This window comes from Nonomuraea basaltis (genome assembly GCF_005893125.1).
Lineage (GTDB): Bacteria > Actinomycetota > Actinomycetes > Streptosporangiales > Streptosporangiaceae > Nonomuraea > Nonomuraea basaltis.
In genome coordinates, this window is sequence record NZ_VCJS01000180.1 from 1 (window position 1) to 25,701 (window position 25,701).

Here is a 25,701-nt window from a genome sequence, read left to right on the forward strand (position 1 = left end):
GCAGCACCCACCCGCCCGTGGCCACGTCCCCGATGGACGGCTGCACGGCCGGGCCGGTGAAGCGCAGCAGCGCATCTGTGATCGGCCCGGTCGAGCCCGCGAGCGTGGTCACCGCCTGGGAGAGCTGGTTGGGCGCGCCCGCCCAGGTGGCTTCGCTCTCGTCCCGCCACAACGTGCCGGGCACCTCGACGACCGCTGTGATGCGGGCCGTCGCGGCGCCGGTGTTGATTTCCGGTTCGCTGTTGGCGGTGATCGTCACGTCGGCGACGCGGACGATGCTGCCTGCCTGGTACCGGAGCTTCATCAGCCGATGCCGCACACCCAGAAGCGCCGACAGCGCCTCCAGGTTGCGCTCCATCTGCTCATAGCCGCCGTCCACCCCCGAAGGGGTAGCCGAGCTGACCTTGAAGGCGAGGCCGAACGTCGTGGCCTCCAGGTCCAGCCCGACGACCGGGATGTCACCGTGCCGACCTGGCACGCTGACCTTCACGGCCCGCGCGCCAGGCAGCGGCCTGCGCTGTGTACCCCGCTTCAACCGCCAGCAGCCGGCCGGGTGGTCGAGCGGCACACCGTCGAGTGAGTAGCTCGGCACCTCAGATCACTCCCATCGCGCCCACGTACTGCAGGCTGCGGTTCACCGTTACCGACGTGGGTTCGGCCTGCGGGTAGTGGTTGGTCACGTTCACCACCGTCCGCGACAGAGCGCGGCCGCCGCCGAGCCCTTCCGGCACGGTCACACCGGGCACCGACAGGTCCGGCATCGCAGCAGTCTTCGCCGCGAGCGTGGCCACCTTCTTCAGCGAGGACACGACGAGCCCGGCGCTCTTGTCGAGGCCGAGCGACATGCCCTGCATCATGAAGCGGCCGATCTCGGCGAACACCTTGCTCGGCGACTTGATGCCGAGGGCGTCCTTGGCGCTCTTGACGATGTTGGCGAAGAAGCCGCGGACGTTGTTGTACAGGGTGCTGGCCATGGACTGGAGCTGGTTCCAGAAGCCGTTCACGACGTCCCGGGCGATTCCGGCCATGGTCGGGCCGATGCTCGACACAGCAGACTTGATCCGGCCTGGCAGTGCGGTGAACCAGCCGATCAGCTTCGTCCCGATCCACGTGCCGATGGCGTTGACCATGTCCGGGATGATGCTGTTGCCGACCAAGACGTTGTACATCCAGCGGAAGACGGCGACCCCGGCCTCGATGGCAGGCTTGATCTTCGCGACGATCTCGGCCACCTTGACACCGAGCTTGACAAGGGCGGCAGCCAGCAGGGTCACAATGGGGATTATCGGGATGATAGCGGGCAGAACGTCGCGAATCGCCATAGCTACCAAGTCGGTCAAAAGCGGCAGAACGGGCGTCACTGCACCAACTAGTTCCACAAAGGCAGGAACTAGCCCATTTAGGATCGAAGGGATCAGCTGCAAGATCGGTGGCAGCAGCGATTGCACTACCGCACCCAAAAGCTGACCGAACGCAGCATAAATGGGCTGCATCACCGGCCCGAGCTGGGCAAACGCGGACGAAATGGCCGCGAGAGCAGGCCGCAGGGCATCCGCTAGCGCGCTGATCACAGGACCGAGCGCAGCCGAGAGATTACTCAGAGCGATACCGAGTACCTGACCCAGGATGCCCGCCAGCTGCGCCACAATCGGCAGCAGAGGCGCGACAGCGGCCAGCGCCGCCGACAGTCCTTGACCAAGTGCAAGCAGCCCAGCCTGCAGCTCCGGCGACGCGAACGCCTTCGCGAGCATGCTCGCGACCATGGTCAGCCCAGGACCGAGCGCGGCCAGGGCCGGCCCGAGCGCGGACACCGCCGCGGCGATCCCAGGACCAAGCGCGGTCGCGATGGAGGCTATGTGCGGCGCTACCTGCGCGACCGCGCCACCAAGCGCCCGGAAGATCGGCATCAGGTTGCTGGCGACCTGCGACAACGCCTGAAAGACCGTGACCAAGATCTTCTGGCCCTCGGCACTCGCCAGGAACGCGTTCAGCTGATCAAGGATCTGGCCGATCACGCCCAGCGCGTTCGACCCGCCTGCCGACATCGCCGCGAAGACAGATCGGATGATCCCAACCACGTCACCGGCGACCTGGCCAAGCTGCCGGAACACCTCAAGCGCGCCCTGCATCCAGCTGAGAGCGGCACCGCTATTAGCAGCGTTAGAAAGAAATTCGCCGAACCTCTGCGCCGCCGCCGCGATGCCGGGAGCCAGTCCGGACGAGAACGATGCGCCGACCACGGCCAGATCGCGGAACCCAGCCAACAGCGGCTGGACCGCGGGCTGCATCGCCGCGACCGCCGATCGCAGCGAACCGAAGATCGACGACAGTGCGGACACCGTCGCCGACGAGGAGGCGAATCGCGCCACTTCCACACCGGCGAGACCGAACTCCCTGGCCACGCCCTGCATGCCAGACTGCAGCGGCCCGACCACGGCGGCCGCGACCGCCCTGATGTGGCCAGCCAGCGGCTGGAAAAAGGAGTCCTGGACGGCGCTCCTGAGCCCGTCGATCGCGGGCTTGACCGAGCGCAGTTCGCGCGCGGCCGCATGAGCTGCCGGGGACAGCCCGGCCAGGGACTCCTCGAACTTCTTTGGATCATCGCCCAAGGCCGCCGAGAAAGCCTCGCCCACGCCGAGCAGAGCCACCGTGAGAGTGACCAGCGCCGCCTGCCCGAGCGCGACCGCGCCCGGCAGAGCAGCGATGATGCCGCCGGCCGGGGCCAGCGCCGCGCCGAGGCCGATCGCGCCTTGCGCGGCCGCCGCCAGCGAGGCCGCCATGGAGGACGCCTTGAGCGCCGCAGCGGTGAACTGGACGCCCATCGACCCGGCCGACTTGGCGAGACCGCCCACGTCGATGTTGAGCTTCTTCGCGGCGTCCCGCATAAAGGTCATAAACCGGCGCACAGCCTGCGTGCCCCGGTCCTTCACGTTGATCTCAGCGAACAATTCGCCCACGTTCAGCGCCACCGGGTTTCACCTCCTATGGGTCTGGGATGGGGTGAAGCCACTGGGGAAGCTGGGCGAGGACGGACCACTCACCGCCGCCCTTCACCGGGGTCCAAGGCGCGGGCCAGGCGCGAGTCACACGTCAGCAGCCCGTGCAGCCGCGTCCGCAGCCACCGCCACGACCTGACGCGCAGCACGCCGGGCTCGCCGAGGTCGATGCCGAACATCTCGTGCAGGTCAGCCTCGACGAGCCCCCAACGCGTCAGGATGTCTTGCCACGAGACGGTGCGGCCTTTCGAGACCGAGAGGCCGTCGTCCGGGTCGTAGTAGTCGCGGACCCCCGAGACCGGGTCGACTTCGCCGCCGCCGCTGTCGCTCGACGAGTCGCCCGATTCGGGGCCGAGGCTTCCCCCGTCGTGCCGCCCGAGGCCCAGATCTTCGCGGCCGCGTCCTTACCGGCCGCGACCCACACCAGCGCAGTCGCGCCGACGTGCTGCACCTTCGGCCAGGACACGCCGTCGCTCAGCAGTTCGTCATAGACGGGCCCAAGGATCCGCTGGTAGAGGTCCTTCTCCTGGTCGTCGTTGAGCACGACGTCGGCCAGCTCGTTCAGCTTCGGGTCCGTGACCGCCTCGCCCTCCTGCGCTGCGAGGCTGGCGTGCATGAGCCGCTGGCACAACAGACCCACCTCGGCGTCCGGGGCGGGGATGACGTACATCCTCCCGCCCACCGGCAGCCGCAGGGAGTCGTCGAAAAACTCGTCGAGGTCCTGGAACTGGGTCACGGCGCCACCGGGTTCGTGATCTCCTCGGGGGCGCCCTGGCCGAGCAGCGTGAACGAGAACGGCTCCAGGTCCGTCACGCTGCCGCCCTTGACGAACTCGCTGACGGTGCAGACGCCCTCGTAGGCGTCGGGAGCGCCGTCCCTGCGGTACCACCTGACCTTGATGTTCGCGCCGAAGCCCACCTTCCGGGCGGCCTTGCGGATCGCCTCCTGGCCCGCGTCGGGAGTGAACACGACGTCGTCGGTCCGCTTGCGGCGGCCCTCGGCCTCGATCTGCCAGGTGCGGCTGGTCACGACGGAGGAGCCCCAGCCCTCTTCGTCGTCGAAGTCGCCGTCGTCCTCCGTGTTGTCGTCGGTCGTCTCCTGCCAGGACGTCAGGCCCTTGACCGGCGTCCAGACGGGGGCCTCGAAGTCGGGCCCGGTGTTGACGTCGAGCTTCCAGTCCTTCGCGAGAAGGGAACGCAGCCCCATGATCACTCCCTATGTGGGCATGGCGAATCCGATAGCTGAACCGCTATCGGCAAAGAAAGGTCACAAGCCGCGATGCGGCGACGGCCGATGAACCATCAGGTCGAAGGAGTCGGCCCGCTCCCAGCGGCCCGAGCTGTCGCGGCCGAGCGGCGCGATCAGCGTGCGGCGCGCGAGCAGCACGTGCACGCCCGTCGAAAGCGTCACGTTCGCCAGGCCATGAATCGCGTCGAAGGTGCCGTCCGCCAGGTCGTCCACGACCCGCGGGTCACTCTTGGCCCGGAACCGGACCTGCATCTGGACACTGGAGTCCGGCTGCTCGACGTCGTCGCCCGCCTGGCCCACGCCGTACACCTGCAGCGCGATAGCCGTGTCAGGTGACGTCGGCAGGCCGCCGATCGTCAGCGCGGTCTGGTCGTCGGCGTAGATGCCGTTCGGGTTCCACGTGGCCACGCCGGCCTCGCCGAGCAGGACCGCGAACCCGGTCAGCAGGTCACGAGTCCAGGTCACTTCAGCACCTGCCGCAGCTGCTTGGCGATCATCAGTTTGACCACCTCGGCCTCCTCGCGCACCGCCAACTCCAGGAACTTCGCGGAGCGGCCCGCCTTGTGCTGGTAGTCGAGGTTTTCGTGCTGCACGACGGCGTACGGCTGGTCATAGGAGACGATGCCGACCAGGTCAGCCTCGTCCACGACGGCCGTGCCCGAACGCTCCAGCGTGCCCTCGTCGTGCGGCACCCGCTGGTTGGACACCGCCAGCACGTGCTCCGTCGCGAGACGCAGACCACGCCCGGCCGCGCGCCGCAACTCGGCGGTCACCTCATCGGCGTTGACTCGCGCGTTGAACCTGGCGTTGGCCATCAGCGGCACACCACCTCAACGTGATCCGGCGTCGGCAGCCCGCCAGCGTCGCGGGAGAAGGATGTGATGACGGTGGTCTGCCGCCCGTTGACGGTGACCCTGCTCCCCTCCGGGCAGATCGTGCCCGGGGGGAAGAACACCGTGGTGTCGGAGACGACCTCGGCGCCCTGCGCGTCACGCACCAGGCGCCGCTCGTCGTCCACCAGGCAGCGGGACTCGAACGCCGGCCCGAACACCGGGCCGTACGCCCCGTCCCCCTGAAACGGCTCGATGGTCGCCTTGTGGCGCAGCAGCCATTCCGGCAGCATCACCACACGCCCCCGTCGAGGATGTAGCCGGGCAGCAGCCCGGCCCGCTGAAGGATCGACGAGGCGTCCGGGGAGTACCGCGCGGGCGGCGCATCTCCGGAGTTGCCTCGTTCGAGGCGGACCGAGCCGATCGACACCGACTTGAACGCGGCGGCCACGCCGAACTCGTCGCCGACAGCGATAGTCCACGCGGCCTGCGCGCACGTCGCCCGATTCATCGACTCGGCGTCCTCGGGCCGCGTCGGCATGCCCGCGTCGTCGGTCGGATAGATGCTGGCGAACAGCAGCTCGTCGATCCGCTCCGACGCGCGCTCCAGCCGCCGGTTGATGTCGTCGGGCGCGGTCGTGCCGGTATATGCCGTGAAGTCGGCAGCGGTCGCGTACGCCATGGCTACACCGGCAGTTCGAGTACCGCGACCGACAGCCCGGCCGGGTCGGAGTAGTCGATATAGACCTTGCCGTTGGGCTGCCGGTAGATCGCCCGGAACGCGGGGATCAGCACGTCACCCGTGTTCGCCGGGATGACGTAAGGCTTGTCTACGATGTCCTGGCCGTCCACGGTCGCCGGGATCTGCACCGTCACCGTGCGCGCGGAGGCGTTGGTGTTCTTCACCCGTAGCATCCGCCGGTCCGAGTGGACGAACATGTGCCCGTCCGCGATGGCCGGCGTCAGCGCGGCGGTCAGGTCCAGCCCCGCCCGAGGCACCGGGACGGCGTTCAGGTCAGTCCTCGCCATTGTCTTCCTCCCCGAACTCCTCGATGAGCGCGGCCTTCGACAGCGACTTGGCGTCGGTCTCCGACATGCCGCGAGAGGCCGCGTAGGCGACCCACGCGGCTTTGGTGTCGTTGTCGGACGGGCGGCCCGGCCCGGCCGAAGCCGGACCGGACTGCTCGTCGGCAGGGGCGGGCTCCGGCCCGCTGATGATCTGCCAGTTATCCAACATGTCCAGCCAGGGGTCACGGTCGGCGACCTCGACCACCTGGCCGGTGTTGGAGTTCTTGTAGACGAACGTCACGAGCCCTCCCAGTAGAGGCCGTGCGCGATCCGCTCAGCCGTACGCTCGGCCTCCGGCTTAGTGGCGAAGGCGGGCGTCTGGATGGTGGACAGGTAGTTGCCCTCGTAGCGGCTAACCTCGACGTACCACTGGCTGCCCGTGGTGGGCTTGATCGCGATGTTGGTGACCGTCGAGAGCGGAAAGATGACGTCGCCGAAACGTGCCCAGGTCACGTCTGCACCCCGTGGATGAGGACGGCGCGGTTGGGGTCGAGCGTCTTGACGCCGTAGAGGCAGTCCACCGAGACGATGTCCTGCTTCTTGCTGATGTCGTAGTCCATGACCACGCGGACGCCGAAGCCCTTGTAGCTCTCGACGGCCGCGTTGGCGGCGCCCTGCGGGAGGACCAAGGGCCTGGTCACGAGGGCGAACGCCGTCCTGTGAAAAGCCGCGCCGATCTCGGTGTTCGGCTGCCCGGACGCCGGCGGCGTGGTCGGGGCCTCGATGTTCTGCGTCTGGTAGGCGTCGAAACCAAAGACGCGCCTGCCCAGGTTGGCCTCGCGCAGACCGTCCGTGTCGCCACGCGTGTCGGCCTGGTGGAACAGCGGGTCCGACAGCCACTTCGCCTCGATCTCCGGGCCGATCACCAGGTGCCGGTCCGCCGCTGGGACGCTGCGCTGGTTCAGCACGCGCCTGGCGTCGATCGCCGTCTTCGGGTCGTCGTAGGGGTGGATCGCGTTGCCGGTCACGCCCGTGATGGGCGCGCCAGCCCTGCCAACGCGCTGGACGATGTCGTTGCGCAGGCTCAGGATGTCCTGGTCGATCTTCTGCGAGATCGCCTCCATCGCGGGGTTGAGCAGCTGCGTCCCGAAGTCCTCGATCTCCAAGGTCAACTCCTCGGCGGTCACGCTGAAGGAGACGTCGGCGAAGTGGTTCAGCGTGATCGGCACGCTGCCCTCGGACGCGTTCTGGATCTGGATGCCGCTGGCGCGGTTGAACTCGTTCGCCACGAACACCGCGGGCTTGCGCACGCTGATCGTGTCGCCGACGCGGCTCACGAATTCCTGCTCATAGTCGCGGTGGACGAGCTGCGCCATGACGCAGGTCTCGTACAGGGTCGCGAGCGCGGCCTTGGCGATGATCGACGGGGTCAGAAAGGTGTTAGCCATTCGGGCCTTTCACTCCTTAACAAGGGCCGATAGCGGACCCGCTATCGGCGACTAGGACGAGGCGCGCTTCTTACGCCTGGCGCGGAACTCGTCGATGGAGGGCTCGGAGCTGGGCGCACGTCCACCAGGCCCGCCGGTGAACTCGCCTCCCGAGCGCGCCGGCGGCCCCGCCTGGGTGGCCGCCTTAAACTTCGGGTTGTTCTCCACTGCCGTCTGGATCGTCTCCGTCAGCGTCGTGGAGAATTCCTCGGCGTCCGGGTCCAGGTCCCGGACGGCCTTCAGGAAGTTCCTGCTGTCGAGCAGGGCGTCAGGGTCCGCGCCGACCTTCTGACTGGCGCGGTGGACCGCGAGCTCGATCAGGGCGCGGCGGTGCCGCTCCTTCTCCGCGTCGCGCTCCTTGGCCGTGGTGTCACGCTCGGACGTCAGCGTCTCGATCACCTGCTGCGGGTCGATCGGCGACTCCTCCTCAGCCGCCAGGCCCAGAGCCTTGGCGATCTGCTGAGCGAAGTCGGTCTTGACCTGCTCGGTGATCTCGTCCTGCGACGGCCCCTGCTGGGCAGTCGCGTCGTCGGCGGCCTTCTGCGCGTCCTTCAGCTTGGACCGCCAGTCGGCCGCCTCCGCGCGCGTGTCCTTGATGAGCTTCTGCGCCCACGAAGGAAGCTGGTCCACGCGCTTGGCGTCGGGGTTCACCGCCGTGTCATCGGCCGCGGGCGGCTCGGGCGGCGTGACCTCGGCCTGCGCGGGAGGGTTCTGGTCCTCCTGCTGCGGCTGGGCTTCGCCGTCCTCCGGTGCGCCACCGGCGATCAGGTGAATCGGGCGGCCGTCCTTGCGGTAGCCGATCAGCGCGCCCGGCGTGGTCGGCAGGGTGTTTTCGAGCATGACGAGATCGCCCTCCTGGAGCGTGTTCGTCGGGACATTTGGAAGGACCCGCGCCAGGCGGGCCCAAGGAAGGGCGCCTACGCGCCCGAGCTGTGCCGCACGTACGTGCGCATCCACAGCAGCCGCAGCGCACGCTGCCGGTCATCGCCCTGCACCGGATACGGGCAGACGGTCACCGGCATGCCGCGCTCGCCAGCCAGACGGCCAAACGTCACGGCAGCCCTGCGGTCGGTCTCCGAGATGGTCATACGCCAAACTCCCTACCGGCGCCGCCCGCGCGGATCTGCACCCAGGTCACGCGTGCATACCTTCGGACATCGAAACGAGTTTCGGGACGATCGTGGGGAGTGGCTTGATCGTCTGAGCTGGGGAAGCGCGTGACGGGCCCCAGCGGCGCGGGGCGGAGCTCTCAACAGAACCTCAACAAATCCTCAACACGCTCCGGCCTACGATCCTCAGGTATCGCAACACCAGAGAGGAAGCATGAGATGACTGCCATCCGCACCACGTTCGTCACACTGGGGCTGGCGGGCACCGCCCTGGCCTGCGTCCTTGCCACAGCTCCCGCCGCCACGGCGAGCACCGCTGGCGGGCCGAACTGCACCCTGGGCACCTGGCAGGAGACCGGCCGTGTCACCAAGACGGGTTACGTCAGGAACAACTGTCCCTACTTCCGCAAGCTCAAGATCATTTGGGCGCGCGGGGGGGACGGCCCGTGCCAGTGGGTTCCGCCGCATGGCACGCTGTGGCACACGGTTCCGAGAGGGGTCCGTAAGTTCAACGGCGCTGCCCAGTGCTGAAGCGTGCGGCCGCCTTCCTATCGGACTCGCGTCCAAGCCACTGCGCCCGGAACGCCGTCAGCGTCAGCCGCGGGTTGTCCGCCCACCAACGCAGCAGCTCCTCGCTGGCGTACTTGAGCGCCCTCGATGCCGGTCCGGAGAACAGCGACCGCTCGTTGATCCCGGCCACTCGACCTTCGGCGTTCAACAGGAAACCGTTCGTCGCCTGCTCGGCCTGGTCGTACCACTGATCGAGCTGCTGGGCGTACAGGCGGCGCACCGTCTGGTCGATGTCCTCCCCCGGACGGCGCTCGGACTCCAGCAGCGCCCGCCGCTCCTGACGGTCCAGCTCCGCCGGGTCCAGCCCGTGAACCTCGGCGTACGCCTCCATGTAGGAGTAGCGGCCAGACGCGATCAGGTCCGAAATCTGCCTGTCGGCTTCGGTCTCCTCCTCGCGCCAGTTCCACGACCAGTCGTCGCGCGTCTGCCGCTCGATACGGTCCAGCTCCTCCAGCACCCGGACCATGCCGTCCTCGTCGCCCTGATACCGGAGCATCAGCGCCGTCACGTGGTCGTCCGTCAGGTCGCCCAAGTCGTCGATCTCCGACAGGGCGGCGATCGGGTCGTCCTGGGCGGCCGGACCAGACGCCTTCCGGGCCGTCTCGTCGGCCTCGTCGCGACGCTTCGTCTCCTTCTCAAGCCGGGCCAACGCCTGCTCGTCGTGACCGAACTTGCTGGCCAGGTCGGCGAGCTGCTTGTCGGTCAGCTTCGCTAGGTCCGCAGGCGGCGCGTCGGCCTTCTCCCGGTCGGTCTTGCGCCGCAGCCCCGTCGCCTTCGTCAGGTCCTTGAGCTGCTCCTGATAGTCGGCCGTCTTCGCGTCCGCCTTCGCGCGGGCGTCGTCGTCGATCGCGACCGCCGCGCGCCGCTTGTTCTCCCGGATCTTCCGCTCCAGGTAGCGCTGCCGCTGCGAGTCCTCATAGGTGGTCTTCGACTGCACGGCGGGCGCCGGCCTCGACACGCCCGGAAGGTAGGCGTTCAGGCTGTGCCCGCAGTTCGGGTGCAGCAGCCCCGCCAGCCGGGCCTCCGCGACCGTCCCCGCAACCTGCACGAACACCTGCACACCAGTCGCCGGATTCTCCTCCACACGCGTCCCGGCCGAACCCGACAGGGCCAGCACCTCGCCCTCCCAGCGGGCACACCGAGAGCACGTGAACGGCAGCCGCGACACGCTGACCAGGTTGATCCCCGCCTCACGCAGCGTGGACAGATGCCCGTCCACCGCCGCCCGAGCGGTCGCCGTCCGCATGGCCATCTCGACGTACTCGCGCATCCCCCACGTCCGTGGCGGATGCGACGAGTCGGTGAACCCCTTGATGCCGCCCTCCGTGAGCCGGTCGAGCGCCCGCTGCGCAGCCTCCCGCCGGGTCTCCGCACCGACAAGCACCCGGCCGGCCGTCTCAGCCACGACGTTCCGGTAGATGTCATCAACCGCCCGCAGCGCGCCCTCATGCACCGACGTGACCAAGTTGATCGCTTGCGCGGCCAGCTCAGCCACACCCTGACCGGCGCTGATGCCCCGCTTCGCGCCGAGATTCCGGGCGTCCTGCAACACCTTCGCCAGCCGCTTACGCAGCTTCGCGTCGTGGACCTGCAGCACCGCGCCGCGCACCGCAGCGTCCATACCTTCAGCCCACGTGTCCAGCACCGCCCGCTGTGCTGCCGCCTTCGCGGCCGCCTCCAGGCGGCGGACGATCGACTCCGCTTCCTTGCGGAGCTGTGCCACCTCGCCGAGCCGCTTGGCTGCCCAGTCCTGGCCGTCGTCGTTGTCGAGGTCCTTGCCGACCCGCGCCGCGATCCGCTCCAGCAGCGCCGTCTCCGCGTCGGCGTACATGGCGGCGACCTGCCGCGCCTGCTCCAGCCCGGCCTCGATCGCCCCGGCTGGAGTGATGGCCATCAGTCCTCGCCAGCGTCAGGGATGAACGTCTCGGTCAGCGTCGCCGGGTCTGGGACGTTCAGCCCGAGCTCGTCGCGGAGCCGCTTCTTCTCGGCGTCCACCTGCACGTCGTCCCAGTCGGGGTGCACCCACCGGATCTTCGTGTCGAGGCTGACGGCCTGCGCCCGGTTCAGCATGTCCAGGGTGCGGCCGATCGACTCGGGGTCGGGCATGACGCCGTCCGGCCACTCGACCATCGCGCGCTCGGCCACGACCTTCGTGCCGAACACGGCGTGATCGACGGCCAGCATCGCCTCCGACAGCCACGCAAGGCGCGGCGTCCAGTAGCCGATCTTCCGGCCGCGCGTGGAGTACGATCGATGCTTCTGCATGTGAATCTCGGTCGCGGTGCGGGCCTGCCCGTCGCCACCTTCGCCGAAGCTCTGCACGCTGTACCCGGCGCCGCGCACGATCTGCTCCACCAGGTGCTTCGACGTCTCGGCGTGCTCCTGCACGCGGATCTTGAACTGCGACAGGGTGATCATGTTGCTGGGGTTGGTCGGCGACGGCAGCATGCCGCCCAGCGCGCTGTAGATCTCCCGGTCCGGATCCCACGACGCGGCCTGCCCGCGGGCGCCGGTCGTCAGGTACACCTCCGGGACGATGATCCTGGCTTTGCCGAGCCGCAGGTCCCGCATCCACGACGTCCAGGTCTCGTCCAGGGCGTCCATCAGCGGCTCCACCCCGGCGTAGTCGCTCCGGCCGATCGCCGTGCCCCTGATCGTGCGGTGCGGCCGCATGTTCGGGACGTAGTCCACCAGTAGGCCACGCTCGTACCCGCTGTCGAACCCGCCGTCCTCGTCCACCAGGTTGGCGAACTCGGCCGTGGCCGGGTGTTCCTCCAGCGGCATTTGCATGCCCAGGTGGTCCTCGTCGCCCAGGTACAAGCCATGGAAGACGCGGCCCGCCTCGTGCTTCTCCAGGTGCCGCCAAACTTCGCCCGAACGGTCGTCCTCGTGCACGACCTTCCAGAACGTCACCGCCTTCAGCCGGCCGTTGTGGAACTCCGGCACTGCGGCGTCCGGCGGCAGCGCGTCCACCACCGGGTGGTCCGCCATCGTCGTGTCCCAGCCGACCCTCAAGTACACGCCGCCGTACGCGGCGGCCAGCTCGGCGGCCTCCAGCAGCGAGCCGTACACCCCGGCCTCGTGCATCACCGCGTCGAGCCGCTGCTGACTCTTCTTGCCCTTGACCTTGAGCGTCGGCGGTTCCGAGAACAGCAGATCAGCGCTGGTGGCGGCGATGTCGGCGGCCATCGGCACATGGAGCTTCGTCGCCCTGCTCTGCGCGGCCGGCGTCGGCGTCCCCCAGAAGTAGCGGACCATCCGGCCCAAGTAGCCGCCCGCACGGGAGATCGGACGGTCCCAACCCTTCGGGTCCATCCCCACCATCGGAGCCGACTTGTTGCCGCCGTACACGTCGGCCAATCGGTCCGGGTCGCCCGCGTACCAGGCGCCGTGCGTGTCGTAAAGCCGCATCTCCTGTCGGATCGCAGGCGGCGGCCACTCCTGATTACGCTCGGGAAGCGGCATCGGCCACCCTCCAATTCACGTTTGCTCGATCTCCGACAAGGCGGCGGCCAGCTGCGTCCAGCCCTCGGCGATGGAGACCTTGGCCTCAACCATCGCCGGATTGGGCTCGCGGTCGGCGCGCTCCAGCACCTCGGCGGCATGGGACGCGGCCTGTTGCCAGGTGATCGTCTGGTCGCTCATCCGCTGGCCATAGGCCAGTGCCAGGTGCCGGGCTCGGTGCCCAGCGGGACGTTGAACTCGTGGAATCCACCCAGCGCGCCAGGGGTGAACACCCACAGATGCACATGCAGCGGAGAGTCGAGCGGTGGGACTGCGCCCACCCGGACCCCCTCGGGGTCGAGGGTGTCCACGTCGGCGGTCACGATGGCCGCCCTGATCGCGTGCAGGCCTTGCTTGCCGCGGTAGCGGACGATCCGTCCGGTCGTCGGACGATGCATGAAGACTCCTTAGATGACGTCGATGAGGCCAGCGGGCAGCACCGGCTGCTCGACCGGTGCGGTCACGCGCACCCACGCCTGATAGCTGCCATCCGGCAGGGCAACGGTCCCGCCCGGGCCGACCAGAATCTGCGCGACCGCGCCGCGCTCGGTGAGCGAACCGGCCTTCCATTCGGCGTCGCGCCAATCGGACTCAACGGGTTCCACGCCGGGGGCAGTGAACGCAATCTCGACCTGCTCCGTGGCCGTCGCACCGCGTACGAAGTACGGAATCAATTCGCGGGACAGGCTAGAGATCTGCTCCACGGCGCTCTCCTCGTGTTCGTGACGCTGACCAGGTGCGGCGGGGCGGGTCCACGCTCCACCTGCGCTGGATAGGCTCTGCACCCCACGTTCTGCGCGGGACCTTCCACGCCGGTGAACGGCCCGCCGCTGTACAGCAGCGGAGTGATCGGCAACGCGGTGTCAGCCTCGACGACCATCACCAGGAAGCCACTGCTGATCTTCTCCACCGCGCTCGTCTCGACCGCCAGGCCCAGGCGACGCCGCTTGGCCCTTGTCAGCACGGCAGCCGAACTCGACTCGGCGGCAACGCCGAGCAGCCATCGATGGACGGGCCTGGCTGGCTGCACCACATCGGTGGTCGCCGCCATACCGACGTGGCGGACCTTCACTGCGGCCATCGGCATGGCCGTGTTGGTCTCGCTCGTCGTCCTGATGATCGGCCCCTGCTCGGCGCTGACCGGTTGCGCCGCATCATGCTCGACGGAGGCGCCGAGCCTGCGCGCGTGCGCCGGCGCGGCAGCGGCCGGGCCTGCGGTCTCCTGGACCTGTCGCAGGACGCGAAGCTTTTGCGGTCGCAGCGCGGTTGCGCCGCCGTCTTCTACCGCCGTGCCGATCTGGCGCACCCGTGCGGGCCGCGTGGTGAGCGCGGTCTCAACAGCCGTCACCGGCCCTACATGGCGGACCTTGCGCGCGGTGATCGGCAATGGGGTCCCGGTGTCGCCGCCGACCCCAAGCTGCGCAATGGTGATGGCCGGCCCCAGCTTGGCTGCGTCGATCGCGACGTCGTCGAGAATGAACCAGTTCGTCTGGGCCGTCCAAAGCCAGAAGTCGGCCTGCTGGGGCCTGCCGCCCGGCCACGCCGTGACCGGTGAGATCACGTAGTCGTTGTGGGTCAGCGAGTCCGGGCTCAGGTACGTCCACACCTCGACAGTGCCGCTGCTGGAGGCGTTGATCGTGTAGCGGAACTCGACCCGCGTCCACGTGTTCTTCGGGATGCTGACGCCGGTGAGCACAGTCTGGGTGCCCGTCACCAGATCGCCGACGCGCACGGCAATGCGCATGGTGGCGGGGTCCAGCCACGCCTTCGACACCGCCCCGGACGGGCCAACCAGCCCAAACAGGGCCTTGGCGGCTGGGAACGTGCCGGTGGGGTTGATGTAGAGACGAGCACAGACCACGTCCCCGGCCGGGGGCGTATACCTCCAGCTCAGCCGACCCTCGGCGTTCGAGCTTTGTTCGTAGGCAGCGAAGCCGCGGTTGCCCCGCCCTGGGTCGGTAAATACAGGGCGTCCGGCGACCTCGGTGAACGCCGTCCCACTCCCCCCGCCTGACGTGGAAGGAAGAATGTCACCAGACGAGAAACCACCATCGAAATGGCTCTTCGCAGGAAGCGCGACAGGCGTGATCGGCGAGGCGGACGAGTAGAACTCGACGTTGTCGATGAACGCCGCGTCCACGTTCTGCGGGTCGGCCGAAGAACCATCCTTGGTGTAGCGGAACGTCACGGTGGTGCCAGGCGTCACCGTGTATTCGGGAGACTGTGTCCACGAGCCGCCCGGGCCGGAGGCGGTGAACTGCTCCACTCCAGCAATCAGGAACCGGAAGAAGTCGAAGCCCGATTCCGAGCTGACCCGATACCAGAAGCGCAGTCGGTCACACCCATCCGGGACGATGACGTTCGCGCTGGTGGTGCCGTTGTCGCCGATGACCGCGCTGCGCAGAGACCAGGATCCGGCTTGGGCTGGGGTTGTCGAGGAGGTGCTGACACGGGTCCAATTGCCCGACCAGGTGAACGCGTAGGTGGTGTCCTCGAAGTCCTCGAAAGCCAGCGGCACCGACGCGCCGCCCCAGGTGATCGCAGGACCGCTCGCTGCCGTCGCACCGGTGTCTACCGACAACTCACGCCCGTTGCCGCTGTAGTCAGTTGACTCCGCGCGGTAGAAGGCGTAGGCGGCCCCGAGCCCTACCTTGCGTTGTGGCAGGTAGTCGCCGACCTCAGCCTGTACTTCGGTTTGGGTGAGGGCATCGGTCCACAACTTGAATGCGGCGATGCAGCCGTTCAGCCACAACCCGTCAATCGACACGCCAAGCCGAAGCAGCGTAGCCATCACTGTGGCCGCGTTCGTCCATGTGTCCACGTTGAACGAGGCTGTCCCAGCCGCGCGGCTCACCATGAACCCGCCGGTCGAGCTGACGCTGATCCCGACGAAGTACCAGACGCCGGGGGTAAAGGCTCTGCTGGCGACCTGTGTGCCGTTGATCAGCACGCGCATGGTGGTGCCGTCGGCGCCGGTGCGCAAGGTGAGCCAGGAACTGGTGCTGTTGGGATCGATCGTCCAGACCGGGGATTCCGCGTTCCGATCGACGCTGATCTTCACCCAACACGACACCGTCAACGCCGACCGCTGCCCCAAGCTGAGAGTCGCGATCTGGCCGTGGCTGGCGGCAGCGTAGCGGATCGCCACGCTACTGCGCCCGGAAGAAGCCCGCCGAGGCGATCTGCGCGACCACGTCGGTCCCGTCCGGCGTGATTGCGAAGTCGTGGCAGGTGAGCGGCACGATCTGAGAGTCAGGAGCCGCTGCGGACGGCCGGTAGCAGACCAGCAGCTTCGCCCACGGCCCCGTCGCGACCAGCACCTGCGTCCACGTCTGGTCAGGGATATCCACGTCGGTGCGATCGTTGGCATCGTCGGGCACCGCGGCGACCAGATCGACGGCCACCAGCACTTTACGCGCGTACCCGTTGCCGACAGGCACCTCGTTGGTGGTGCCCGACACCACGTCGGCGAGCGTGTCCTTGTCCTTCAAGACGGCGTCGCCCTCCAAACCGCTGGCGGCCAAGGCCACGACGAGCAGAGCACACCCGGACGGATCGTTGGCCCTGACACGGTTGTGCAGCTCGACGACGCGGCCCAGGGCGATGTTGAACGTGAAGTCGGCCACGAGGCCCTCCCTCAGGTTGGGATGATTAAGGTCCAGCAGTGCGTCCCGGCCTCCACGCTGCCCCTCAACAGCTGGGAGGCCGGGACGCATCGGGGCTCGACGCACGCGGGTGGGGCGTGCGGAGCGGGCGCACCCCTCAGCCCGCCACAGATTGGGGGTGCGCGTTCATGGGGTCAGAAGACCGGCTGCAGCAGTGGAAGCCAGGCCGCCTGCGTGGTGTGCAGGGCATACCTCGCGGCGTCCAAAGCGTGATCGTCCACTTTCACGGGGACGTCGTCGCCGCGTTCGGCCTTCTTGTCGTCCCACGCATAGCTGCCGACCTCGTCGAGGAACCCGCTAACGGACCGGTGGACTCGCAGGTGGTCAGCCCCCAGTAGGTTGCTGACGGTGCGGATGCCGTCGTTGACGGCGTTGACGCCCATCGTCGGGGCGAACCCGTCGTGGCTGAGCTGGGTGATGAAGCTCGCGGCGGACGGGTCCACGATCACCCACTGCGGCCGCACACCGCTGGTGCCCGGCCCGTACGTGTCCGGGATGGTGTCCAGCCACGTGGTGAGCTTCTGCGAGTACTCTGCGTCGGTGAGCTGCCGTCGCTCCTTGCGGGAGTCCCACCGGAACTCCGACGCGAGGTACAGGCGGCGCTGCCCCTTGTCGTCCGGCGTGGAGACGCCGACGAGGATCGCGTCGAACGGGTTGACGGTGCCGTAGTCAACCCCCACCGTCAGCCACCGCTCCATCAGCGGCAGCTCGTCCACGACGTGCCGGTCAGGGTCGAACATGTCGTAAATGGCACCCTCTGCCATGACCCACAGGCCCTGGACGAACCTCTTGTACCAAAGGCCCGTGTACTCGGCCTTCAGCGCCCGCACATAGTCCGGGTCCAACGCCTTGTTGTCGTCCAAGGTGAAGTGCCAGTGCCGCAGATCCAGCTCATGCCGCCGATCGAGAAACTGCCGCTTCAGCCAATGGTTAGGCGCGTCGGGATTCGTGGTCGCGAACAGCTTGGCGCCCTTGACGGAGAGCCGGGCGAGCAGCTGGTCCCAGAACTCCCTTTCGATCAGCGTCGCCTCGTCCACGTACGCCCCGGCACAGGTCATGCCTCGCAACCTGTTCTCCGACCGGGCGTCGTTCGACGAGATGATCTCGACCCGGCGGCCCAGGATGTTCGCGGTCGGGGCGCCGCGGGTGTAGATGATGCGGCGCGCGATCGGCCCGGTGATGGCCGGATCCGTTAGCACGTCGAAGACGTTTCTCGCGATGGTGTCGCTCGTTTTGCCGACGATGACCAGGGAGCCGCCGCGGGGCGCGTTCGCGACGTAGATGATCCAGCGAAAGAGCGACGCGATGGTCTTGCCCGACCGGATTGCGCCCGACCAGATGTTCAGCCGGGCCGTGGACTCCGCAATGCTGCGCTCCTGCTTGGGCGACAGCGTGAGCGGGCTCGGCGCCGGCATGCTCACAGGTCATCCCCCGACTCGATCTCGCCGAGGACTTCGACCTCAAGGATCGTGTCCGTGTCGGGGTCGGGTACGGCGTGCCGCTGCTGGAGCTGGATCAGCAGGTTGCCCAACAGCGACGCCATGTCGCCGTCCGCGACGCCCTGGCGGTTGATCAGGTCCAGGCCCAGCAGCGACGCGCGCCGGTTGATGCACTTCAGCGCGGTCTCAGCGGCGTTGACCTCGCCCTTGATGACCTTCGGCCACAAGCTGGCCATGATGCGGTCGAGGCGGTCGATCTCCAGCTTGAGCAGCTGCTCCGACGCCATCTGCTCCTGCTTGGCGGCCTTCTGCAGCGCCCGGTCGATATCCTTCGACACCGACGCAGCGCCCGAGTAGCCCAACCGGTCGGCGATGACCGTAGGTGACACCCCGGCGATCCGCATCTGCACCGCCTGGTAGCGGCGCTGGGAGATCTCGACCTGGCGAGCCTTGCTGACAACCATGAGGGGACTCCCGGTCTAGAAATTGGCGTAGGCCCGCAGCGCGGCCAAGACGATCTGCGCGGTGCTGGCGTTGCCGTCGCGGGCTCGGATACGGCCGAGCAGCGCGTTCACCTCGTCGTGCTCGGCAGCGGTCAACGTGATGAGCAGGTCAGCCGTCAGGCCGGCCTTCGGGCGGGGCGGCGGCGCGTCGTCCTCGTCTGCGCCGTCGTCGTCCAGGTCGTCCTCGTCGTCGTCGAGGTCGATGCGCGGCCGCGACCGCTGCTCCCGCCCGTCGTCGTCCTCGTCGTCGCCGGTCGCCGCGGCGTACCTCCGGCCGGCCGGGACGTCCTCGACGATTGCGATACCGCTATCGAGGTCGGCGAGGAGATCGTTCAGGTCGTCGTCGGACCAGCCGGTGCCGTCGAGGTCGTCGAGGCCGCGTAGCAGCTCGGCAAGCACCTGGTCGTCGTAGCCCCCGAACTCGGCGGTCCGGTTGTCTGCGAGCATGATCCTCGTGGCGGTGGCGTCGTCAACGTCGATGATTAGGGCGGGGACCTCGGCCAGGCCGTTGGCCTTCGCGCCGCGCCAGCGGTGCTCACCGGCGATGATCCGCATCCGCGACTTCTGGACCAGGACTGTGCCGTAGAAGCCGTTCTTCTCGATCGACTTGGCGATCACGTCCACGTCGCCCTGGTGGGGGTTGTCTGGGTGCGGCTCCAGGTCTCCGACCGGGACCATGCGATAGGTCTGGGACACGATGCCGGGCACGGACAACGTCACCCGTCTTCCTTGGTTCGCGGCCGGTAGCCGTGCCGGGTACGCATCTGCGACATCTTCGCGCCGAGCGCGATGAGCGCTGCGGTCTGCCACGTGCCTTCCTGGACTGCCTCGTCGTCCACTCGGACGCACCAGGAGTCGATCGAGCGGCCCTCCCTGTACGGGATACCGGGGGTCGCCGTCCACTGCACCGACCACGACAGGCGGTCACGCCATCGCAGACGTGGCCGGCCCAGCCGCTCCCGCCGCAGCAGCAGACGCACCTCGTACTGGTCGCCCTCGGGCAACCGCACCAAGCCCACCTGCTCGTCGCCGACCGGCTCGTAGCTGTACCGCTTGGGCCCGAACAGCTTCTCCATCAGGTCGAAGCTGAAATAGCCCTGCTGCCAGCGGGGGTCGGTACTCAACCATGAGTTGCAGCGGCCCCAGATCGCCCACCGGAATTGCCAGTCCACGACGGCCAGGCGGAACTCCCGCGAGTCGTACCCGTTCGGGTTGAACCGGCGCTGCACCCACGTGCCGAACTGCTCGGTGTGCACGTAGATGGCCAGCAGTCGGCCGAGCCGCAGGTGCATGTCCAGCATGTGCTCGCTGCCGCAGTTGCCGACCTCGAACCCGATAGAGAAGCCGGGTAGAGCGCGACTACCGACGACGACCTGTCCGCCGAAGCCGCCCCGCGGGCTCTCCGGCCACGGGCCGGGCTTCCCCTTGTCGTCCTCGTGAACCGGCGGCGTGCGCAGCCCGAGCAGCGCCATCCAGGCATCGGCCGCCGCCACCCGGGTCAGAGGGATCCACGGCCCGGTGTACGGGTCGCCCACCTGGTACTTCTCCGGGTCGAGCGAGCCCTGCGGGCTTGGCCGGACCCCGCACCGGTCGCAGACAACCCAGCGCGCCGCGTGCAGGCCGGCCTCGCGCGGGCCGAACCCGTCCACGACTGGCCGGTGTCCGCGCAAGCGGCAGAAAAGCATGAGTCGGGGCAGGTCCGACAGCCACCACCCGCGATCAACGAGCGATGAGCCGCTGTCCTCTGCCTTGTAGTTGACGGTGTGCCATCGCATGGCCGTGACCTCCGAGGGGTGAGGGGATACCCGGTCGCGCCAGGACGGGCGGGCCGGGAGACTGTGCGCGTGAGCGAACTGGACGACATCGCGCGCCGCCTCGACGCCGTGGCGGGCATCGACTGGACGGTGAAGCGGCAGGACCGCGAGGAGTACTACGGCGACTGGGTCCACGTCGGGCCGATCATGATGGCGTCCATCGACCCGGATGAGAAGCCGTGGCTGCGCTACCCGAGGTCGTGGCCGCTGCAGCGGCGCCGCGAATACCAGGAGCGGATCAGCGCCGAGCGCGCCGAGGAGGATGCTGTGGTGGAGTTCGTGCGGCACGCGGCCGCCGACATCGCCTACCTGTTGACCCAGATCGACTCGACCGCCATGGCGCGCACGTCCGACGACGCCTGACGCACCCGGTAGTCGATGCGGCGCCACCCCGACAGCAGCTCGTCGTACAGCTCCGACCGGTAGCCCGACAGGACGACCGCGCCCCGGCAGGAGTTCAGCAGCTCCAGCAGGGGGCGGTGCTGGTCGTCGGCGTCCATCTCCTTGACGTACCGGCCCGACCCGGCCGCGTTCCGCGTCGATCGGAGGTACGGCGGGTCCAGGTAGAACGCCGTGTCCGGCGAGTCCATCCGCCCGATGAGCTCCAGGGCGTCGCACTGCTCGATGAACGCTTCCCGCAGCCGGGCCGCGTGCCAGCGCAGCGCAGCGCCCATCCGCTTCGCGGTCATCGGGTTGTTGACCCGGGTCCGCGACGTCGGCCGCCGCCACGACGCGCCGGCCTCACCGGAGCGGGACTGCGTGCACTGGACCCACCAGCGGCGCGCCCGCTCCAGGTCGGTCGCGGTGATGTCGCCGAGCTTCGCCGCGGTGTGTTCGGCGCGGGCGTACGGGGTGAGTTGGATGGCTCGCTGCAGCTCGCGCGGCCGGTCGCGGAGGGTCCGCATGAACGCGACGAGGTCGCCGTTGATGTCGTTGATCGTTTCGATCTTCGCGGGGTCCTTGGCGAAGAACACGGCGGCGGACCCGGCGAACGGTTCGCAGTACACCTCGTGCTTGGGCAGCAGCGAGGCGAGGAACGGAGCGAGCTTGCCCTTGGCGCCGTAATACTGGAACGGAGGGCGCAGCGCCACGGAACCCTCCTAGCAATGGTGACGGAGTGGATGGTTCGATGAGGCGTGCGAACGGGCCTTGTGTCCCCGTCTGTGACTGACGTAACAATGTGAACCTTTACTCACCGCAAGCATCGCTCTGTGCGCATTCCTACGCAGAAGCAACACGATCGTCTGCCGAATCATGGAGCACAACGCGAGGAAGGCTCGTCTTAGCCCTGCTCGTGGAACTCCATCCGATTCGCGTAAAGGAAACGCACATGAACACCCTCAAGCACGGCACACTGCGCATGATTCTTCTCGGCGGACTGGTCGCCGCCGCCCTGGCCGCGGCCCCCGGCGTCGGCCAGGCAGCCGCGCCGCCGGTCGGTGGCAGCGTCGGAGTTGTGGGCAACAAGGTCCTCTATGAAGGAGCCGGCAGCGCACACAACAGCATCGAAGTGATGCGCGGCACCAACGGCATCCTCGTGATGGAAAACAACCCTAACCTCACGCTCGCCATGGGGTCCGGCTGCGCCCGAATCAACGACTACCTCGTGAACTGCCCAGTCATGGGTGCACTGGAAGTCAACCTCGGCGACGGCAACGATACCTTCACCGTCGGCGGCCCGCAGGCCCTTTTCATGCCCATCACCGTCAACGGCGGCAGAGGCGACGACCGCTACCAGGGCGGCCGCGACCCGGGCCCCTCCCGTGTCACCTTCATTGGCGGTGCCAACTTCGACACCGCCGACTACTCCCGCGCCACCAGCCGGGTGCTGGTCGACCTGGGCACCCAGGCCGGTAACGACGCCGATGACGGCCGTCCGGCCAACGTCGACGCCGACAATATCCACAGCGATGTGGAAGGCCTGATCGGCAGTGACTTCGACGACTCCCTGCGCGGCAACGAGGCAGATAACCAGATCCTGGGCGGCAAGGGCCGTGACGCCCTGCGCGGTGGCCCCGGCGACGACACTCTCTTCGCTCATGTCACTGGACCGCCCCCGAACTACATCGTGACCCCTGAGGCCGACAGCAACGACCTTAGCTGCGGCACCGGCACCGACCGCATCTACGTCGACTCGGCCGACCCCGCCGCGAGTGAGTGCGAGGACAGGGTCCCCGTGTAAGCGAGGCGGCGGGTCGGCTCAGAAGGAGCGGTGAGCAACGAGAGCCGGTGACTTGTTCGCCACAGGTCACCGGCTCTCGCGTTTTGTCGTTATGTCGGTTGACCTGCAAAAACGTCTCAGATCGACGCTAACAAGATCAACATTCGGACCTATCCAATGACATTCGGACCGTCGTGATCACGCCCCAACATTGAGCTGGGGCGCGTGAATCTCACGTGACCGGTGTTCCGAATGTCCACCAACGCGACGAACGCGACGATTCACCACACCCGGGCAAGCCGGTACTGCTCCACATCCTCGGCGTGCTCCACCGAGAACCGGCACCCGCCGCACACCGCCCGAGCAGTCCACGTGCCCAGGTTGATCGCGCCGCAGTGGTGCATCCACGCCGACTTGTCCAACGCGCTCGACCTAGACCTAGGGCACGCCGACCTCCTACTCCAACACCGACGCCACCAGCTGCGACGTGTCCTTCTCCAGACGATCCCGGCTGTGCACGTAGATCTCCGTCGTAGACACGTCAGCATGCCCCAGGTCGAGCTGAATCTCCCGCATCGTCGCCCCAGCCTCCTCGGCCAGCGACGCGTAAGTGTGACGCAGCGCATGCGGCGACACCTTCGACTCGATGCCCGCCTGCCGGGCAATGCGCTGCACCAGCTCGAACGCCTTCGACCTGTCCCACGGCCGGCCCGACGAGGTCGCCAGCAGCGGGCCCCGAAGGTCACGCAGTTCCACTCCCTCGAGGCGCGCCCGCTCCGACAGGTAGACGTCCAGCGCGTGCGTCGTCTCCACCGGCAACCGCCGGATCAGCGGCTTCTTGCCCTTCGCGGTGACGCGCAGCGTCCGATACCCGCGCGCGAAGCCCAGGTCGTCGATCTGCGCGTCCACCACCTCCGAGACGCGGACACCCACCTGCAGCAGCAGCCGTACCAGCGCCGCGGTGCGCAGCCGCTCCCGGCCGCGGTCGGCGTCGGCCGCGCGTAGCAACGCCTGGGCCTCCGCCTTGGTCAGGGCGATGGTCTCGGAGTGCTTGCGCGGGATCTTCGGCCGCTTCGTCTTCTTAAAGCGGTTCGCCTCGATCGCCTCAGCCTCGTGCAGGTAGTCGTACCAGGACGACACCGACGACAGCACCTGAGCGACCGTCTTCGGCTTCGGCGGCCGACGTGCCGTCTCCACGAACCAGCGGGAGAACACGTCGCCATGCGGCTTGCGCGCCTCCAGCGGGTCCAGGCCCGACTGGGCGCAGAAGTCGAACCAGCGACGGATGTTCCGCTCGTACGCCTCCCGCGTGTTCGCGCCGTACGACCACAGCCACGCCCGGGTTAGGTCGAGCACCAGCGGCGGCAGGTCGAAAGGCAGCGAAAGACGGCCATCCTGCTCAACGATGGCCAGCTCAGCGGTCACTCACTCACCGCCACGGCTGTGCGGGGTGTCGCGGACGACGAGCCCTGATCATCAGGCCACCCTCCGGAAGACGACGGTGGCGCGGTAGCGGCCGTCGCCTTCCACGTCCGGCTCGGCTTCGGCGCTGACAACGTCCAGCTCGGTACCGGGACCGAAAAAGCTGAGCGCCCGCGCCACGGCATGCTCTCTGATCTCGTCTGGTGTCGCCTCGCTTACGGTGACGCGCAGGGTAAGCGGGAACGATCTCACGCTCATGATGATCTTCTTTCGCAGAAGGCTGATCATTCTCGAGCGTAACACGTGAAAGGGAACATAACTTGGATTATGTTCCTGTCTAAGCGATCATTAACGAGTGCGGAACGGAACGTTCGCTACCGCTAATTTCCGTTCCGGTGCTCCTCACGCTTGATCAGTCGCATCTGCTGCGTCGAACCACACGAACCCGCTGTAATTGGCCAATGAAGCGAATCCTGCTCCTGTTGATAGGCAGCGCGCTAACCATCACGATCGGCGCATCCTTAGTCTGGTTTCGTTATGAACCGCGTTCGGTCATTGACTCCGTCGATGTCGTCTCCTTGATCGTCAGCGCCGTCCCGTTACTGATTGCCCTCTGGGCCTCCTGGCGGTCAAGAACCAAGGCCCACAGGGCGCTCTCCGAAGCCGAGGAAGACCCGAAGGAAGTCCTCCAACGCCGGGTCGAACGAGTGAATCAAGCTGTGGCCACAGCCGCCAGTGAGATGCAGGCACTCCAACGCGACCTTGAAGCGCAGCAGGCCGCCAGCGCCGCACTGATCGCGCAGGCCGAGGAGCAGCAGCGTCTTCTGGAGATCAACCAGGAGCAGGCCGAGAAGATCCGCCACATCCTCGTCGGGGAGACGAAGGCCACCATCCGCGCCGAGGGCCGCAAGCAGTGGCTATTCTTCGGGCTCGGTGTCCTGGCGTCGATCCCGGTCGGTGTGGCCATCAACATCTTCGTGCCCTGACGAGTTTCGGCGACACCCCGACAGCTAGTCCGTCGCTGCGGAGGTCGCGCAGGCCGACCGCCGGTTGCCGCCCCGCGGCCGCAGCGTCACCTGCTTCTCCTCCAGGAGTCGGTGCACGAACCCGTACGAACGGCCGATCGACTCAGCGATGCCACGGACCGACTCGCCGGCGGCGTACCGGCGGACCACCTCCGCAGACAGCTGGGCCCGCTCCAGGCCGACAATGCGGACGTTCTTCCGAACCTTCACGAGGGGAACTCCTTCACTTCATGCCGCTCGGGCAAGACGGGCGCGAAGCTCATCACGAGCTTCCGGGGTTGAGGGGACCGGATCGCCGCGCCAAATGCAGCCCTCGATCGTCGCCAAGTCGGCGAAGTCGTACACAACCTCACGACCCGCTCGGCCGAGGACACGCGCCGAGTAGCGTCGCGCCCACTGCCGGATCGTCACCGACTCCCGGCCCAGCCGAGCAGCAGCAGTCTTCGCCGTCACCGGGGACACGAACACCCCCCGTGACAACGAAAAACCCCCGGACCAGCAAACCGGTCCGAGGGCACACGTCTCTCCGTCGCCCGGAAGTGTTACACACCAACCAGCCCCATGCCAAGCCAACAGCGGAACCGCAATCAGCGCGGCGCCTCCGACTCGACCAGCGCCGACGCCTCCGACTCCGAAACGTGCGTCCCGCACGCGGCACACACGTAGAAGCCCGCCTTCACGTCCCAGCGGAGATTCCGGTCACCACACCGGCACCGGGCCGGCGTCCACGCAGGCGGCTCATCCCCCACCACCCGCTCGAGCACCATCCGCCACGACAAGGCGAAATCCACCAGGCCCACCAGGTCCTCGTGCGCCAACACCGAGTCGAGACGCTCCACCAGCCACGCCACCCCCCGCGACCGAGCAACCGCCGACCTCGCACCTACCAGACGCCCCGCCCCGCCCAGCAGCTCCCGCGC

36 protein-coding genes are annotated in these 25,701 nt (G+C 67.9%); 4 read left to right on the forward strand and 32 right to left on the reverse strand.

What is annotated here, in order from left to right; translation table 11 throughout:
* The 15 genes from EJK15_RS50485 to EJK15_RS71570 all read right to left on the reverse strand — a co-directional run.
* Nucleotides 1-592, reverse strand: a 592-nt coding sequence (locus tag EJK15_RS50485) for a hypothetical protein (RefSeq protein ID WP_138717605.1), incomplete at its 3' end; no start/stop codon positions are given.
* 1 nt (nucleotide 593) lies between these two features.
* Nucleotides 594-2,969: a phage tail protein gene (locus EJK15_RS50490; protein ID WP_138717606.1), complete on the reverse strand. Its 2,376-nt coding sequence runs from the start codon at nucleotides 2,967-2,969 to the stop codon at nucleotides 594-596.
* A 68-nt stretch (nucleotides 2,970-3,037) separates the two neighbouring features.
* Nucleotides 3,038-3,175, reverse strand: coding sequence for a hypothetical protein (locus EJK15_RS50495; RefSeq protein ID WP_206061610.1), 138 nt, complete (start codon nucleotides 3,173-3,175; stop codon nucleotides 3,038-3,040).
* A 35-nt stretch (nucleotides 3,176-3,210) separates the two neighbouring features.
* Entirely contained in the window at nucleotides 3,211-3,732 is a 522-nt protein-coding gene (locus EJK15_RS50500; RefSeq protein ID WP_138717608.1) for a DUF7426 family protein, read from the reverse strand.
* Complete coding sequence (locus EJK15_RS50505) at nucleotides 3,729-4,202, reverse strand: phage tail tube protein (protein ID WP_138717609.1); 474 nt, start codon at nucleotides 4,200-4,202, stop codon at nucleotides 3,729-3,731. Before EJK15_RS50505 ends, EJK15_RS50500 begins: the two co-directional genes overlap by 4 nt.
* Before the next feature lie 60 nt (nucleotides 4,203-4,262).
* A complete protein-coding gene (locus EJK15_RS50510; RefSeq protein WP_138717610.1) occupies nucleotides 4,263-4,709 on the reverse strand; it encodes a minor capsid protein in 447 nt (148 codons plus the stop codon).
* Nucleotides 4,706-5,059, reverse strand: a complete 354-nt coding sequence (locus EJK15_RS50515) for a hypothetical protein (RefSeq protein ID WP_138717611.1) — start codon at nucleotides 5,057-5,059, stop codon at nucleotides 4,706-4,708. Before EJK15_RS50515 ends, EJK15_RS50510 begins: the two co-directional genes overlap by 4 nt.
* The gene (locus EJK15_RS50520; RefSeq protein ID WP_206061611.1) at nucleotides 5,059-5,370 is read right to left on the reverse strand and encodes a hypothetical protein; all 312 of its coding nucleotides are present in this window, start codon (nucleotides 5,368-5,370) and stop codon (nucleotides 5,059-5,061) included. The genes EJK15_RS50515 and EJK15_RS50520 overlap by 1 nt, the downstream gene beginning before the upstream one ends.
* A complete protein-coding gene (locus EJK15_RS50525) occupies nucleotides 5,367-5,756 on the reverse strand; it encodes a hypothetical protein (RefSeq protein ID WP_138717612.1) in 390 nt (129 codons plus the stop codon). The genes EJK15_RS50520 and EJK15_RS50525 overlap by 4 nt, the downstream gene beginning before the upstream one ends.
* 2 nt (nucleotides 5,757-5,758) lie before the next feature.
* The gene (locus tag EJK15_RS50530) at nucleotides 5,759-6,103 is read right to left on the reverse strand and encodes a hypothetical protein (RefSeq protein ID WP_138717613.1); all 345 of its coding nucleotides are present in this window, start codon (nucleotides 6,101-6,103) and stop codon (nucleotides 5,759-5,761) included.
* A complete protein-coding gene (locus tag EJK15_RS50535) occupies nucleotides 6,090-6,383 on the reverse strand; it encodes a hypothetical protein (RefSeq protein ID WP_138717614.1) in 294 nt (97 codons plus the stop codon). The genes EJK15_RS50530 and EJK15_RS50535 overlap by 14 nt, the downstream gene beginning before the upstream one ends.
* On the reverse strand, nucleotides 6,380-6,595 hold the full coding sequence (locus EJK15_RS50540; protein WP_138717615.1) for a hypothetical protein: 216 nt from the start codon (nucleotides 6,593-6,595) through the stop codon (nucleotides 6,380-6,382). The genes EJK15_RS50535 and EJK15_RS50540 overlap by 4 nt, the downstream gene beginning before the upstream one ends.
* Nucleotides 6,592-7,530 (reverse strand): major capsid protein, encoded by a 939-nt coding sequence (locus tag EJK15_RS50545; RefSeq protein ID WP_138717616.1) that lies wholly within the window; start codon nucleotides 7,528-7,530, stop codon nucleotides 6,592-6,594. Before EJK15_RS50545 ends, EJK15_RS50540 begins: the two co-directional genes overlap by 4 nt.
* Nucleotides 7,531-7,581: 51 nt before the next feature.
* Complete coding sequence (locus EJK15_RS50550; RefSeq protein ID WP_138717617.1) at nucleotides 7,582-8,409, reverse strand: hypothetical protein; 828 nt, start codon at nucleotides 8,407-8,409, stop codon at nucleotides 7,582-7,584.
* Nucleotides 8,410-8,486: 77 nt separating this feature from the next.
* The gene (locus tag EJK15_RS71570) at nucleotides 8,487-8,657 is read right to left on the reverse strand and encodes an Rmf/CrpP fold protein (RefSeq protein WP_171075003.1); all 171 of its coding nucleotides are present in this window, start codon (nucleotides 8,655-8,657) and stop codon (nucleotides 8,487-8,489) included.
* Nucleotides 8,658-8,897: 240 nt separating this feature from the next.
* On the opposite strand from EJK15_RS71570, the gene EJK15_RS50555 reads away from it, so the two are divergent.
* Nucleotides 8,898-9,209, forward strand: a complete 312-nt coding sequence (locus EJK15_RS50555) for a hypothetical protein (RefSeq protein ID WP_138717618.1) — start codon at nucleotides 8,898-8,900, stop codon at nucleotides 9,207-9,209.
* Here the strand turns inward: EJK15_RS50555 and EJK15_RS50560 are convergent.
* The 11 genes from EJK15_RS50560 to EJK15_RS50600 all read right to left on the reverse strand — a co-directional run bounded on the left by EJK15_RS50560 (nucleotide 9,187) and on the right by EJK15_RS50600 (nucleotide 20,134).
* A complete protein-coding gene (locus tag EJK15_RS50560) occupies nucleotides 9,187-11,142 on the reverse strand; it encodes a phage minor capsid protein (protein ID WP_138717619.1) in 1,956 nt (651 codons plus the stop codon). The two genes, EJK15_RS50555 and EJK15_RS50560, sit on opposite strands and share 23 nt — an antisense overlap.
* The gene (locus EJK15_RS50565) at nucleotides 11,142-12,659 is read right to left on the reverse strand and encodes a phage portal protein (protein ID WP_206061612.1); all 1,518 of its coding nucleotides are present in this window, start codon (nucleotides 12,657-12,659) and stop codon (nucleotides 11,142-11,144) included. The genes EJK15_RS50560 and EJK15_RS50565 overlap by 1 nt, the downstream gene beginning before the upstream one ends.
* Before the next feature lie 69 nt (nucleotides 12,660-12,728).
* The gene (locus EJK15_RS71575) at nucleotides 12,729-12,893 is read right to left on the reverse strand and encodes a hypothetical protein (RefSeq protein ID WP_171075004.1); all 165 of its coding nucleotides are present in this window, start codon (nucleotides 12,891-12,893) and stop codon (nucleotides 12,729-12,731) included.
* Nucleotides 12,890-13,150, reverse strand: coding sequence for a hypothetical protein (locus EJK15_RS50570; RefSeq protein WP_206061613.1), 261 nt, complete (start codon nucleotides 13,148-13,150; stop codon nucleotides 12,890-12,892). Before EJK15_RS50570 ends, EJK15_RS71575 begins: the two co-directional genes overlap by 4 nt.
* A gap of 9 nt (nucleotides 13,151-13,159) precedes the next feature.
* Complete coding sequence (locus tag EJK15_RS73470) at nucleotides 13,160-13,456, reverse strand: hypothetical protein (protein ID WP_206061614.1); 297 nt, start codon at nucleotides 13,454-13,456, stop codon at nucleotides 13,160-13,162.
* On the reverse strand, nucleotides 13,423-15,900 hold the full coding sequence (locus tag EJK15_RS50575) for a LamG-like jellyroll fold domain-containing protein (protein ID WP_138717621.1): 2,478 nt from the start codon (nucleotides 15,898-15,900) through the stop codon (nucleotides 13,423-13,425). The genes EJK15_RS73470 and EJK15_RS50575 overlap by 34 nt, the downstream gene beginning before the upstream one ends.
* A gap of 1 nt (nucleotide 15,901) precedes the next feature.
* Nucleotides 15,902-16,378, reverse strand: a complete 477-nt coding sequence (locus tag EJK15_RS50580) for a hypothetical protein (protein ID WP_206061615.1) — start codon at nucleotides 16,376-16,378, stop codon at nucleotides 15,902-15,904.
* 173 nt (nucleotides 16,379-16,551) lie between these two features.
* On the reverse strand, nucleotides 16,552-17,832 hold the full coding sequence (locus EJK15_RS50585) for a PBSX family phage terminase large subunit (RefSeq protein WP_138717635.1): 1,281 nt from the start codon (nucleotides 17,830-17,832) through the stop codon (nucleotides 16,552-16,554).
* A gap of 2 nt (nucleotides 17,833-17,834) precedes the next feature.
* Nucleotides 17,835-18,320 (reverse strand): hypothetical protein, encoded by a 486-nt coding sequence (locus EJK15_RS50590; RefSeq protein ID WP_138717622.1) that lies wholly within the window; start codon nucleotides 18,318-18,320, stop codon nucleotides 17,835-17,837.
* Nucleotides 18,321-18,335: 15 nt separating this feature from the next.
* Entirely contained in the window at nucleotides 18,336-19,079 is a 744-nt protein-coding gene (locus tag EJK15_RS50595; protein WP_138717623.1) for a ParB/RepB/Spo0J family partition protein, read from the reverse strand.
* On the reverse strand, nucleotides 19,076-20,134 hold the full coding sequence (locus EJK15_RS50600; protein ID WP_138717624.1) for a hypothetical protein: 1,059 nt from the start codon (nucleotides 20,132-20,134) through the stop codon (nucleotides 19,076-19,078). The genes EJK15_RS50595 and EJK15_RS50600 overlap by 4 nt, the downstream gene beginning before the upstream one ends.
* Before the next feature lie 69 nt (nucleotides 20,135-20,203).
* On the opposite strand from EJK15_RS50600, the gene EJK15_RS50605 reads away from it, so the two are divergent.
* A complete protein-coding gene (locus tag EJK15_RS50605) occupies nucleotides 20,204-20,536 on the forward strand; it encodes a hypothetical protein (RefSeq protein WP_138717625.1) in 333 nt (110 codons plus the stop codon).
* On the opposite strand, the gene EJK15_RS50610 is transcribed toward EJK15_RS50605, so the two are convergent.
* Nucleotides 20,479-21,264 carry a DNA adenine methylase gene (locus EJK15_RS50610; RefSeq protein ID WP_138717626.1) on the reverse strand — a complete coding sequence of 262 codons (786 nt, stop codon included), beginning with the start codon at nucleotides 21,262-21,264 and terminating at the stop codon, nucleotides 20,479-20,481. The genes EJK15_RS50605 and EJK15_RS50610 overlap by 58 nt on opposite strands.
* A 239-nt stretch (nucleotides 21,265-21,503) precedes the next feature.
* Here EJK15_RS50610 and EJK15_RS50615 point away from each other — a divergent pair, with 239 nt between their 5' ends.
* Nucleotides 21,504-22,355 (forward strand): calcium-binding protein, encoded by an 852-nt coding sequence (locus EJK15_RS50615; protein WP_138717627.1) that lies wholly within the window; start codon nucleotides 21,504-21,506, stop codon nucleotides 22,353-22,355.
* A gap of 260 nt (nucleotides 22,356-22,615) precedes the next feature.
* Here the strand turns inward: EJK15_RS50615 and EJK15_RS71580 are convergent, their stop codons facing one another.
* Genes EJK15_RS71580 through EJK15_RS50625 form a run of 3 tightly spaced genes read right to left on the reverse strand, consistent with a single transcriptional unit; the run spans nucleotide 22,616 to nucleotide 24,014 of the window.
* On the reverse strand, nucleotides 22,616-22,756 hold the full coding sequence (locus EJK15_RS71580) for a hypothetical protein (RefSeq protein WP_171075005.1): 141 nt from the start codon (nucleotides 22,754-22,756) through the stop codon (nucleotides 22,616-22,618).
* Between the two features lie 34 nt (nucleotides 22,757-22,790).
* Nucleotides 22,791-23,759: a tyrosine-type recombinase/integrase gene (locus EJK15_RS50620; protein ID WP_138717628.1), complete on the reverse strand. Its 969-nt coding sequence runs from the start codon at nucleotides 23,757-23,759 to the stop codon at nucleotides 22,791-22,793.
* Between the two features lie 51 nt (nucleotides 23,760-23,810).
* Nucleotides 23,811-24,014, reverse strand: coding sequence for a hypothetical protein (locus tag EJK15_RS50625; protein ID WP_240777730.1), 204 nt, complete (start codon nucleotides 24,012-24,014; stop codon nucleotides 23,811-23,813).
* A 203-nt stretch (nucleotides 24,015-24,217) separates the two neighbouring features.
* On the opposite strand from EJK15_RS50625, the gene EJK15_RS50630 reads away from it, so the two are divergent.
* Complete coding sequence (locus EJK15_RS50630; RefSeq protein WP_138717630.1) at nucleotides 24,218-24,742, forward strand: hypothetical protein; 525 nt, start codon at nucleotides 24,218-24,220, stop codon at nucleotides 24,740-24,742.
* 24 nt (nucleotides 24,743-24,766) lie between these two features.
* Here the strand turns inward: EJK15_RS50630 and EJK15_RS50635 are convergent, their stop codons facing one another.
* Complete coding sequence (locus tag EJK15_RS50635) at nucleotides 24,767-24,991, reverse strand: helix-turn-helix domain-containing protein (protein ID WP_138717631.1); 225 nt, start codon at nucleotides 24,989-24,991, stop codon at nucleotides 24,767-24,769.
* A 377-nt stretch (nucleotides 24,992-25,368) separates the two neighbouring features.
* Nucleotides 25,369-25,701, reverse strand: a 333-nt coding sequence (locus EJK15_RS50640) for a TFIIB-type zinc ribbon-containing protein (protein WP_206061617.1), incomplete at its 5' end; no start/stop codon positions are given.